At 62.4% G+C, this 11,438-nt stretch carries 9 protein-coding genes and 1 pseudogene; 8 read left to right on the top strand and 2 right to left on the bottom strand.

Going from position 1 to position 11,438, the window contains the following annotated elements:
* From ACMV18_RS09730 to ACMV18_RS09755, 6 genes and pseudogenes are all read left to right on the top strand, one after another.
* A pseudogene (locus ACMV18_RS09730) lies at positions 1 to 376 on the top strand (collagenase-like protease); the annotation flags it as partial.
* Positions 377 to 518: 142 nt separating this feature from the next.
* Positions 519 to 1,382 (top strand): UDP-2,3-diacylglucosamine diphosphatase, encoded by an 864-nt coding sequence (locus tag ACMV18_RS09735; RefSeq protein WP_374257386.1) that lies wholly within the window; start codon positions 519 to 521, stop codon positions 1,380 to 1,382.
* A 44-nt stretch (positions 1,383 to 1,426) separates the two neighbouring features.
* Positions 1,427 to 1,741 (top strand): DUF2322 family protein, encoded by a 315-nt coding sequence (locus tag ACMV18_RS09740; protein WP_374257345.1) that lies wholly within the window; start codon positions 1,427 to 1,429, stop codon positions 1,739 to 1,741.
* A 51-nt stretch (positions 1,742 to 1,792) separates the two neighbouring features.
* The gene (locus ACMV18_RS09745) at positions 1,793 to 3,379 is read left to right on the top strand and encodes a thymidine phosphorylase family protein (RefSeq protein WP_420817673.1); all 1,587 of its coding nucleotides are present in this window, start codon (positions 1,793 to 1,795) and stop codon (positions 3,377 to 3,379) included.
* Positions 3,379 to 4,281 (top strand): ribose-phosphate diphosphokinase, encoded by a 903-nt coding sequence (locus ACMV18_RS09750; RefSeq protein WP_420817674.1) that lies wholly within the window; start codon positions 3,379 to 3,381, stop codon positions 4,279 to 4,281. Before ACMV18_RS09745 ends, ACMV18_RS09750 begins: the two co-directional genes overlap by 1 nt.
* A gap of 130 nt (positions 4,282 to 4,411) precedes the next feature.
* On the top strand, positions 4,412 to 6,424 hold the full coding sequence (locus tag ACMV18_RS09755; RefSeq protein WP_420817675.1) for a DUF945 family protein: 2,013 nt from the start codon (positions 4,412 to 4,414) through the stop codon (positions 6,422 to 6,424).
* Between the two features lie 16 nt (positions 6,425 to 6,440).
* Here the strand turns inward: ACMV18_RS09755 and ACMV18_RS09760 are convergent, their stop codons facing one another.
* Positions 6,441 to 7,445, bottom strand: coding sequence for an AraC family transcriptional regulator (locus ACMV18_RS09760; protein ID WP_420817676.1), 1,005 nt, complete (start codon positions 7,443 to 7,445; stop codon positions 6,441 to 6,443).
* A gap of 118 nt (positions 7,446 to 7,563) precedes the next feature.
* Between ACMV18_RS09760 and ACMV18_RS09765 the strand changes: the two genes are divergently transcribed.
* Together ACMV18_RS09765 and ACMV18_RS09770 are read left to right on the top strand one after the other, a co-directional pair.
* Complete coding sequence (locus ACMV18_RS09765) at positions 7,564 to 8,598, top strand: 2Fe-2S iron-sulfur cluster-binding protein (RefSeq protein WP_420817677.1); 1,035 nt, start codon at positions 7,564 to 7,566, stop codon at positions 8,596 to 8,598.
* A gap of 32 nt (positions 8,599 to 8,630) precedes the next feature.
* Positions 8,631 to 9,791 carry an alkane 1-monooxygenase gene (locus ACMV18_RS09770; protein ID WP_420817678.1) on the top strand — a complete coding sequence of 387 codons (1,161 nt, stop codon included), beginning with the start codon at positions 8,631 to 8,633 and terminating at the stop codon, positions 9,789 to 9,791.
* An 89-nt stretch (positions 9,792 to 9,880) separates the two neighbouring features.
* Here the strand turns inward: ACMV18_RS09770 and ACMV18_RS09775 are convergent.
* The coding region (locus ACMV18_RS09775; RefSeq protein ID WP_420817679.1) for a phosphoribosylformylglycinamidine synthase subunit PurQ at positions 9,881 to 11,438 on the bottom strand (1,558 nt) is incomplete at its 5' end.

The following is an 11,438-nucleotide window of genomic DNA, read 5'->3' on the forward strand; positions in this document are numbered from 1 at the left end:
CCCCGAGGACACTCTGAGCTACTTGGCCAACGTGTACAACCACAAGGCGCGCGACTTCTACGCCAAGCACGGCGTCAAGGGGATTGAAGCCGCCTACGAGAGCCACGAAGAGTTGGGTGAAGTCAGCCTGATGATCACCAAGCACTGCGTGCGTTACTCGCTGAGCATGTGTCCCAAGCAGGCCAAGGGTGTGACCGGCGTGCAAGGTCAGGTCAAGGCCGAGCCGCTGCAGTTGGTCAATGGCAAGGAAAAGCTCACCCTCCGTTTTGACTGCAAGCCATGCGAGATGCATGTGGTCGGCAAGATCAAGAAGTCGGTGCTCAACCAGATCCCGGCGGCCCCGGTTCAGTTCTACCGCACGCGACCCACGGCCTGACCACCGGCCTGCATGATTTCGTCATGCGGGCGTCTCGCTACTGTCATATCCGGTCCTCAACATGGTCGCCATGCGGCCATGGATCAACGACCCACTCTTGCGAGCCTTGTCGACACCCACTGGTGAACGTTCCACCGGTGCGATGCACGGCATGTCGCCCTCATCGACCACGCCCGATGGGCCCGTTGACCACGGCGCAGCGCCGGAGGGCGGCTTCCGGGTCCGCACCGTCTGGATTTCAGATGTGCATCTGGGGACGCCGGGCTGTCAGGCCAGCGCCTTGCTGGAGTTTCTGAAGCAGGTGGAGTGCGACACGTTGTACCTGGTCGGGGACATCATTGATGGCTGGCAACTGCGGCGCAACTGGTACTGGCCGCAGGCCCACAACGACGTGGTCCAAAAGCTCTTGCGCAAGGCGCGCAAAGGCACCCGCGTGATTTACGTGCCGGGCAATCACGACGAGTTTGCGCGGCACTTTCTGGACCACGCTTTTGGCGGCATCGAGTTGGCGGAAGAATGCCTGCACACCACAGCCGATGGCAAGCAACTGTGGGTGACCCATGGTGACCTGTACGACGGCGTGATCCAGTGTGCGCGCTGGCTGGCGCTGCTGGGCGATTCGCTGTATGAATTCACGCTCAAGCTCAACCGGCATCTGAACTCGTGGCGGGCGCGAGTCGGCTTGCCTTACTGGTCTTTGTCCAAGTACCTCAAGCTCAAAGTCAAGCGCGCGGTCAGCTATGTCGCCGACTTCGAGCAAGCCCTGGCACGTGAAGCCCGCAAGCGCGGCGCCGATGGGCTGGTGTGCGGCCACATCCACCATGCCGAGATGCGCACGATTGACGGCATCCTGTACTGCAACGACGGCGACTGGGTCGAAAGCCTCACCGCCCTGATCGAGCACCCGAATGGCGAATTGGCCATCGTGGACTGGTCTCGGGTCATGGCGGGCAAGGCCGATGCATGGCCAGCGCCGCGTGAGCTGGAACGGACTGCGGCACAATAGCGCCCGTTTTGCCCGACTCCCGGGCCCTCGCTGGAGCGCACCCCATGGCATTCGCCGACAACCTCAAACAACTGCCCCCTGTCGCCCATCTGTCTGGCCTGAAGCTGATCGACGGCGCAGGCAACGTGGCCGCCACCATTGAAAACAAGCCGGGCCAGGCTGGCTCGCTGGCTGTGTACGCCGCGCTGGCTGCCAAGCATGGCAGCATCAACGTGGCTGCCGCACAAGAAGGCATCGACATCTACGCCGAGCACACCGCTGACTCGCGCGCCAACCCCGGCAAGCACCCCAACATCGACCGCCTGCTGACCGTCATCGAATCCGGCAAGGGATTCACTGTGGAATTGATCCAGGCCTGATCCCTCTTGCCGTCATGGGGGTATGATTAAGGAAACATCGTACAAGTCCCCATGACGACTGCTGATTCTGTTCCGACGCCTTCCGAGACCCCGAACGACACGCCCTTGTTGCGTTTGAAGCGGGTCGCCATCGACACCTATCGCGAGAACGTTGCCTACCTGCACCGGGACTGCGCGATCTACCGCGCAGAAGGCTTTCAGGCCTTGTCCAAGGTGGAGATTCGCGCCAACGGCCGCCGCATTCTGGCCACGCTGAACGTGGTCGATGACGCCTGCATCGTGGACCGGGACCAACTCGGTTTGTCTGAAGATGCCTTTGCGCAATTGGGCGTGGACGACGGACATCCGACCCGCGTCAGTCAGGCCGAGCCGCCCTCCTCCATTCCTGCGCTGCACCGCAAGATCGCCGGTGAGCGCCTGAGTCACGACGACTATCACGCCATCGTCAAAGACATCGCCGAGCACCGTTACTCGAAGATCGAGCTGACGGCTTTTGTGGTCGCCACCAATCAAGGTGAGATGGACCGCGAAGAGATCTACGGCCTCACGGATGCGATGGCTGCGGTGGGCCGCAAGCTGGACTGGTTGGCCCACCCCGTGGTCGACAAGCACTGCGTCGGGGGCATTCCCGGCAATCGGACCTCCATGCTGGTCGTGCCCATCGTGGCGGCGCATGGCATGTTGTGCCCCAAAACCTCGTCACGCGCCATCACGTCGCCTGCCGGTACCGCCGACACCATGGAGGTGCTGGCCAATGTCGAGCCGCCTTTCGAGCGCCTGAGCGAGATCGTGCGTGAGCACCGAGCCTGTCTGGCCTGGGGTGGCACCTCCGACCTGTCACCTGCCGACGATGTCCTGATCTCGGTGGAGCGCCCCTTGTCGATTGACTCGCCGGGCCAGATGGTGGCGTCCATCATCTCCAAGAAAGTCGCGGCCGGTTCCACGCACTTGTTGCTGGACATCCCGGTGGGGGCGACCGCCAAGGTGCGCACCATCCCCGATGCGCAGCGACTGCGCAAGCTGTTCGAGTTCGTGGCCAAGCGCATGGGCCTGACCATTGACGTGGTCATCACCGACGGGCGTCAACCGATTGGCAATGGCATCGGCCCGGTTCTGGAAGCCCGAGACGTGATGTGGGTGCTGCAAAACGACCACCGTGCCCCCCATGATTTGCGCCAGAAGGCTTTGCGTCTGGCTGGGCGCATGCTGGAGTTTGACCCCGATGTCCGCGGTGGCGACGGCTACGCCATTGCTCGAGACATTCTGGAGTCCGGTCGCGCCCTTGCCAAAATGAAAGCCATCATCGAAGCGCAAGGGGCCAAGCCCTTCAACCCCGATGCGCCCGAGCTGGCCCCGCTCAGCTACGAAGTGCTGGCCAAACGCGACGGCATCGTCACCAGCATCGACAACCTGCAACTGGCACGCATTGCTCGCCTGGCGGGTGCGCCCAAGGTTCAGGGCGCGGGTGTCGACATGCTGCACAAGTTGGGCGACAGTGTCCGCGCCGGTGAGCCGCTGTACCTTGTGTATGCCGCGTACTCGGCTGACCTCGCTTTTGCCCAACAGGCCAGCGAACGCAGCAGCGGCTTCATTTTGGGTGAAACCGTGACGGAAACCCGCCAGTTTGTGGAGTTCTGATGACTGCTCAACTGCTGTACCTCGACGACGAGCAAGCCCCTGCACTGCGATTGGCCGATGCTTGTGGGCTACCTGCCCTGTGCGTCGAACGACACCGTTTCCCTGACGAAGAGTTGCGGCTGCGATTGCCGGTCGATGCCAGCGGTCACCTGCCGGACACACTGGTGATTTATCGCAGCCTCGACCGGCCCAACGACAAGTTGGTGGAGTTGCTGCTCATCGCCCGTGAAGCTCGCAAGCTGGGGGCTCGCCACCTGCTGCTGGTCACGCCTTACTTGGCTTACATGCGCCAGGACATCGCTTTCCACCCAGGTGAAATCGTCAGTCAGCGCATCATCGGTGCGTTTCTGGCGGACCTGTTTGATGGCGTCATCACGGTCGATCCGCATTTGCACCGCATCGACACCCTGCAAGAGGCCATTGACTCCCCCTATGCCATCAGCCTGTCAGGCGCCCCGGCCTTGGCTGAGCTGATTGCCCGCGAAGTCCCCGGCGCCATTCTGATGGGGCCCGATGCCGAATCGGCTCAGTGGATCGCTTCGGCCGCTGCGGTCGGTGGTTTCGAGCACGGCGTGTGCACCAAGGTCCGTCATGGCGACCATGATGTGCGCATCACCCTGCCTGACGTCCCCGTCCAAGGACGCGCCGTGGTGCTGCTCGACGACGTGGCCAGTTCAGGTCGCACATTGGCCGTGGCCACCCAGCTTTTGCTGGCCGCAGGCGCCGCCACCGTGGATGTGGCGGTGACGCATGCCTTGTTCGCGCACGATGCCCTGCAGGTCATTCGAGATGCGGGCGTTCGCCACATCTGGAGCACGGACTGCATTGTTCATGAGAGCAACGCCATCGAGATGGCCCCGATGCTGGCGCGCAGCGTCAACACCTGGCTGGTTCAGGCCTGATCCGGCTCGCGCACACCAATCAAAAATGCGTGCATTTTTTTCATATTGACCGGATTAGAGCGGGCGACAGCGACATGTCAAGCCTACGCTGTGAGCATGGTCGATCGACCAGCTTTCAACGGAGAAAAACATGAAACCCGCTGTCCGCAACGCCCTGATCGGTTTGGGCGCCTGTGGTGCTGTCGCCGTCGCGGCATTACCTTGGTTCAGCTCCCGCGCCCTGGACAAACAACTGGCCGACATGGCGGCCAAGCCCTCGGGCCAGAGTGACATCATTCTGCGCAACCTGCAGCACAAAGCAGGCTACCTGAGCTCCAGTGGGACCGTGGACGTCGTTCTGCGCGACCGTTGCCATGAAAGCGATGCAGGTGGCAACACCACCTTCCGTGTGAGTTACGAAGCCCATCACTTCCCGACCCCCACAGCCGCGACGCGATTTGACTGGAAGCTCACCCCCACGGGCGACGCGAGTGCCGCCTTCGCCAAGGTGTTTGGCACCGACAGCCCCTTGTCTGGCCAGGGCGCCGTGAGCTGGCGTGGCATGGTGCAGTCCGAAATGAGACTGCCGGCCATCTCGTATGGTTCGGAAGGCAGTCGGTTCGAGACCGAGCCATCACAGGGTCGCATCGCCGCCAACGACAAGGCACTCCAGTTCAACTGGAACCTCGACCGCGCGGTGCTGCGTGGGCATGGGCGAGCGCTGGAGCTCAAGCAACTCAGCATCGACATGGATTTGCAGGATCGCCACCGCGGCATCGGTGACATGGCTTTGCGCATCGCCACGTTCGGCACGCAAGATGCCAGCGGGGAAGGCTTCGAGCTGAAGTCTGTGGCCTCCGAGCACGACGGCAGGATCGACTCCACCTTCACGCAATCCCTCAAGCGTGTTCAGTTCGCGGATCAGAATCTCCAGGACTTGGTGCTGGAGGCATCCCTCAAGGGCTTGCATGCCGCCAGCGTGGAAACGCTCACCACGGTCCTCAGCAACTCGTGCGGCATGGATACGCTCACACGAGACGAATCCACACGGGTCCGCGACGCGATCAAGGCACTGTTGAGCAGCGGCATGACCGCCGGCATCAATAAGCTAAGCGGCAAAGGACAAGGTGGTGCCATTGAAGGCCAGTGGAGCCTCGCGCTGGCACCCGTTCAAACAGGCCAATCCGTGAGCCTGGAACAGCAGGTCAGTTCGGAAGGACAAGTGCTGGTCAAGGGGCAAGTCCTCAATGCGGCCCAAAAGGAAATGCTGGTGGCCAGCGGCTTTGCGGTCACCACCCCTGAAGGCATCCAGTCGTCGTTCAAATACGGCAAGGGGACGCTGACCATCAACGGCAAGCCTCGCGATGGCAGTGGCATCCAGCACATGTTTGCCTCTCTGGACGAAAAGCTGATGATGGTGCTGCAAGGCAAAGTGGACACCCAGGTTGCAGACAACGAACCGGAGCAAGAAGTGGCCGCAGACGAGCCTGCTGAAGCGGCCCCAGCCGATGCAGCCGCTCCGGCAGCACCTCCTTCCGATGAGGCCCAGCCCCCCGCTCAACCAGCGCCCGCCCCAGCCCCGGCACCGGTGTCCAACGCCTGCACGGACGTGGCGAGCTGCGCACGCCAGACCTTGCTGGCCGCCACACGCGAGGACCTGGACGCAATTCGGCAGGCCGCCACCCGCATCGATGGTTTCAACAAGCCCGATCTGGGCAACAAGGCGCAAGCACGCAAGCTCAACAACGAGGCCTTGGCTGCCCTGCAGCAGGGAGATGCCCAACAAGCTGTCACCTTGCTCCAGAACGCACAGCGCGAGAACCCACGCGACATCGAAGTGGCCAGCAATCTGGGCTACGCCCTGATCAAGGCGCAGCGCCCCAAAGAGGCTGTGGCCGTGCTGACCAACGCTTTGCTGCTGGATCCGCGCCGCACTTCGACCTGGGCACCTTTGGGCGAAGCCTATGCCCATCTTGGGCAATTGGCCGACGCGGCAGCCGCGCTGTGGACAGCATGGCAATGGTCTGGCAACCGTGACCGCACGTTGTCTGCGTACATGGACAAAGTGCAGCGCGAGGCTGCCACTCGTCCGCCCCTGGCCGAGGCCTATCAAACCACGGTGCTGTGGATCCGCGACGGCCAACGCCCTCGCTTCACCAAGTGACACGCTGAATCAGCGTTTACTTCTGGCGATAGTCGGAGGGGGCCACCCCCTCCCATCGTTTGAACGCTCGCCGAAAATTGGCCATGTCGGTGTAGCCCAGGGTGTAAGCAATCTCTTGCACCGACAAATGTCCGGCCTTCAGGTGCGCCACAGCCAGTTTGTGGCGCACGCTCTCCAGAATCTCCTTGTAGGACGTCCCTTCCTCCTGAAGGCGACGGTGCAAGGTCCGGGGCGTCAAATGAAACAGGCGGGCCGTCACCTGCAGTGACGGAAAACCGTTTTGCTTTTCCAACATGATGCGACGCACCTTGTTCGCCAGCGATGCGTTTTGCTGAACCTTGTCGAGCTCCCGCTCGCAGATGGCTGCAGCCTGCGCGAAGGTGGCCGCATCGGCCATGGTCAAGGGTTGATCCAGCACCCCAGCCGGAATCGTGAACCCCGCCCACGTCTGCCCATAGCGCACCTCACACCCAAACATGTCGGCGGCCAGTTCTGCGTAATCGGGTTGCGCAAACGGAAAAGCCACCCACTGCACATGGCGTGAACCCATGGTGATGTAGTCCAGCACGTTCTTGACCGTCAGCACGATGGCCTCCAACACCGTGCGCTGGATGTCGCCCAAGGGGATGGGCTCCTGAAACTGCACCCTGACCTCTGCGCCCTGCACCTCATGGCTCACCGCCACCAAGGTGGTCCGCACGCCGATGTAGCGCTCAAACAGGTCCAACGCCTGGCGCAAGGTGCCGCTGTTCATGGCGGCATAGCCCAGGATGCCATGGGTGTTCACCACCAGCCGCTCGCCGACCAACAAGCCCAGTGCACGCTCGCCCGAGCAGGACAGCGCGTCCACGATGAGCCGATATGCCGCATCGAAAGACGCCGCGCGCTGCGCATCCAGCAAGTCTGGTTCAGACAGGCCGCTCTTTGCCAGCCAGGCCGGCACATCCATGCCCAAGGTGCGCAACAGATCAGCGATCTGCCGCACGTAATGCATCGGGAGGGTGAAGTCTTGCTGTGACATGGCGGCGCATTGTCAATAAATGACCCATGAATGTCAATTTGCAACCTACCCTGATAAGCCGCAGATTTTTACGATGAGGTCACTTTCTTGATCTGTCTTTGGATTTGCCGGAGAACGCATGTTTTCGTTCCTTTCTAAGAAAAAACCGACCACAGCAGCGATCAACGGGCTCGCCATCACCGTGCAGCCCAAAGAGACCTTGCTGCAGGCCGCACTCCGACAAGGCATTGACTTCCCGCACAGTTGCCGCGTCGGTGGCTGCGCAGCTTGCAAATGCAAGCTGGTCAACGGCAAGGTCAAGGAACTGACGGAAGCCAGCTACATCCTGTCGGACGCCGATCTGGACCAAGGCTACATCCTGGCCTGTCAATCGGTGCCCACCACCGATGTGACCATTGAGGTGGACATCAGCGCGCAGCAGGCGCGTCGCCAAGTCCAAGGCCGCGTGATCGGCCAAGAGCGCCTGACCCACGACATCACACAGTTGCGCGTGCAACTGGACGAGGCCCTGACGTACAAAGCCGGTCAATACGCCAACCTGAGCTTGGCCACCCTGCCCGGCGTCGCGCGCAGCTACTCGTTTGCCACGCCGATGCAACCCGAAGCGCAGGTCAGCTTCTTTGTGCGCAAGGTGCCGGGCGGCACGTTCTCCAGCCAAATCAACGAGCAAGACGTTGTCGGCCAGGCCATCACCGTTGACGGCCCGCTGGGTGACTTTTGGCTGCGCCCGACAGACGCCCCATTGTTTTTGGTTGCGGGCGGCAGCGGCTTGGCCCCCATCCTGGCTCTTCTGCAAGACGCGCTCGCCAGCCAATCTCGCCGCCCCGTGACATTGCTATTTGGCGCACGGCAGGCTCGCGACCTCTACGCACTCGATCAAATCCAGGCCCTTGAGCGCCAATGGCCTGCGGCCTTCCACTTCATGCCGGTGCTGTCGGCCGACGACATCGAGCCCGGCTGGACCGGCGCACGCGGCATGGTGATCGAACACATCCCCACCCACCTGCCCGTTGGCGCTCAGGCCTACCTCTGCGGCCCGCCCGTGATGATCGATGCGGCGGTGCCTCTGTTGAAACGGCTGGGCGTGGCCCCCGATCACATCTTCACCGACCGGTTCACCACGCTGCACGACCCGCTCAGCGCGGCAGCCTGATCGCCCTCTCACCCACCACAACAAGAGACAACATGATCATCCTTCACTACCTCAAGTACTTCCTCTTCCATGCCATTGGTTTGCTGTCGATGGCCGCGATCGTGGCTGGCGGCGGCTACACCACCGCAGGGCTGCTCACCGTCCTCGTGGTCTACCTGATTGGCGATGCCGTCTGTGGCGACGACACCTCCACACCACAGTTCAAGCATCCCGGCATCCTGACGGTGCAGTTGTGGCTGGCGCTGCCTTTGTTGATGATGATCGTGTTTTCGGCCGTGTGGACCGTGTCCTCCGGTGACCCGCTGGGCTTCGGCGCCTGGCTGACACAACTCACGGGCTATGACGTCCTCGCGGCGCGAGACGCCACCACTTGGCCGCACCACGTGTCAGGCATCGTCATCACAGGTCTGATGATCGGGATGGTGGGCACGATCACGGCCCACGAGCTCACGCACCGCACTTGGGACCCGGTGTCCATGTTCATCGGCCGCTGGTTGCTGGCCTTCAGCTTTGACACCATTTTCTCGATCGAGCACGTTTACGGGCACCACCGCTATGTGTCGACCATCGATGATCCTGCCACCGCGCCGCGTGGTCGCAACGTGTACTTCCACATCGTGGCCTCCACGGTCAAGGGCAACATCAGCGCCTGGCACATCGAAGCCAAGCGCTTGGCGCGCAAGGGGCAGGCCCTCTTCTCGTGGCACAACGCAGTCATCCGTGGACACCTCATGAGCGTATTGCTGGTCGGTGTGGCGTATGCCATGGGTGGCTGGGCGGCAGCAGGCTTCTTTGTGGCGTGCGCGCTGTGGGGCAAGTCCCTGCTGGAAATCGTGAACTACATGGAGCACTACGGCATGGTGCGCAACCCTGCAACGCCGGTGCAACCCCGCCACTCCTGGAACACCAACAAGCGCATCAGCTCGTGGGCCATGTTCAACCTGACCCGCCACTCGCACCACCACGCTCAAGGCGAAGTGCCCTATCAGGACCTCAAGCCCTTCCCTGACGCCCCCATGATGATTGGCGGCTACCTGACCACCATCATGGTCGCGATGATCCCGCCGCTGTGGCACAAGCTCATGACGCCCAAAGTGCAGGCATGGGATCGTGATTACGCCTCTGGCGAAGAACGCAAGCTGGCCGCACAAGCCAATGCACGCAGCGGCATTGCGGCCCTGCAAGGACGCTGAAGCGCGACAAGCAGACGCTCTTCAGGCTTCATGAAAAAAGGCACCGTCAGGTGCCTTTTTGTTTGCCGCATCATCGGCAAGGGGTCCGATCAACCCACCCACTTGCGGGCGTTGCGGAACATGCGCAGCCAAGGGCTGGCATCGCTCGCGTTGCCGCTGGTCCAGCTCATCTGGATGTTGCGGAACACACGCTCAGGGTGCGGCATCATGGCGGTGAAGCGGCCATCAGCCGTGGTCACGCCGGTCAAACCGCCGGGCGAGCCGTTCGGGTTGAACGGATACACCTCGGTGGCGGCACCGGTGTTGTCCACGTAGCGCAAGGCTTGCTGCACCTTGGCGATGTCGCCACGCTGCGAGAAGTTGGCAAAACCTTCACCGTGCGAGACGGCGATGGGCATGCGACTGCCTGCCATATCCTTAAAGAACAAGGACGGGCTCTCCAGCACTTCGACCAGGCTCAGGCGGGCTTCAAAGCGGGTGCTCTGGTTGTGCGTGAACTTGGGCCAATCTTGCGCACCTGGAATGATGGGGCTGAGCGCCGCCAGCATCTGGCAGCCATTGCACACGCCCAGCGCGAAGGTGTCCTGGCGACCGAAGAAGGCCAGGAACTGCTCTTCCAGCTTGGGGTTGAACATGATCGAACGCGCCCAGCCTTCGCCAGCACCCAGGGTGTCGCCATAGCTGAAACCACCGCAGGCGATGAAGCCCTGGAACTGGTCCAGACTGACGCGGCCAGCTTGCAGGTCGCTCATGTGCACGTCGAAGGTGTCGAAGCCGCCTTGGGCCACGGCATACGACATTTCCACATGCGAGTTCACACCCTGCTCACGCAGGATGGCGACCTTGGGGCGCGCCTTGTTGATAAAGGGCGCGGCCACGTCTTCCAGCGGGTCGAAGGTCAGGGCCACGTGCATGCCGGGGTCAGCGGCCTTGCCAATGGCTTCGTGTTCGCTGTTGGCGCAAGCGGGGTTGTCGCGCAGCTGCGCAATGCGCCAGCTCACCTCGTCCCAGGTCTTGTGCAGTTGCTCCACGGGCGCAGCAAACACCGACTTGGCATCGCGCCACACTTCCAGCGTGTGCTTGGTGTTGGGCTTGCCGATGACGTGGCTGTGCTTGCTCAGGCCATGCTCGCGCAGGGCTTGCAGCACGGCATCGCGGTCGGCGGTGCGCACTTGCAGGACCAGGCCCAGTTCTTCGTTGAACAGCGCCTTCAGGGTCAGCTCGTTGCGGCGCTCGCCCACTTGGCCCGCCCAGTTCTTCGAGTCACCGAAGTCAGCACGGCTGTCGTCCACGCCAGTGCCCTCGGTCACCAGCATGTCCACGTTCAGGCTCACGCCGGTGTTGCCCGCGAAGGCCATTTCGGCCACGGTCGCCCACAGGCCACCGTCACCACGGTCGTGATAAGCCAGCAGCTTGCCTTGAGCGCGCAGGGCGTTCACGGCGTTCACGGCCGCCTTCAACATCTCGGGGTTGTCGCAGTCAGGCACGTCGTTGCCGAACTGGTTCAGCACCTGGGCCAGCATCGAGCCACCCATGCGGTTCTTGCCTTCGCCCAAGTCCACCAGGATCAGGCTGGTGTCCAGCGCCTGGCCGTTTTCCGACGTGACCAGTTGCGGGGTCAGCGTGCCACGCACATCCGCGATCGAG

Source organism: Aquabacterium sp. (genome assembly GCF_048860245.1).
Taxonomy (GTDB): Bacteria; Pseudomonadota; Gammaproteobacteria; order Burkholderiales; family Burkholderiaceae_C; genus Aquabacterium.

Coding starts and splice junctions, on each gene's coding strand:
- ACMV18_RS09735 (WP_374257386.1), top strand. CDS start 519: ATGCACGGCATGTCGCCCTCATCGACCACGCCCGATGGGCCCGTTGAC.
- ACMV18_RS09740 (WP_374257345.1), top strand. CDS start 1,427: ATGGCATTCGCCGACAACCTCAAACAACTGCCCCCTGTCGCCCATCTG.
- ACMV18_RS09745 (WP_420817673.1), top strand. CDS start 1,793: ATGACGACTGCTGATTCTGTTCCGACGCCTTCCGAGACCCCGAACGAC.
- ACMV18_RS09750 (WP_420817674.1), top strand. CDS start 3,379: ATGACTGCTCAACTGCTGTACCTCGACGACGAGCAAGCCCCTGCACTG.
- ACMV18_RS09755 (WP_420817675.1), top strand. CDS start 4,412: ATGAAACCCGCTGTCCGCAACGCCCTGATCGGTTTGGGCGCCTGTGGT.
- ACMV18_RS09760 (WP_420817676.1), bottom strand. CDS start 7,445: ATGTCACAGCAAGACTTCACCCTCCCGATGCATTACGTGCGGCAGATC.
- ACMV18_RS09765 (WP_420817677.1), top strand. CDS start 7,564: ATGTTTTCGTTCCTTTCTAAGAAAAAACCGACCACAGCAGCGATCAAC.
- ACMV18_RS09770 (WP_420817678.1), top strand. CDS start 8,631: ATGATCATCCTTCACTACCTCAAGTACTTCCTCTTCCATGCCATTGGT.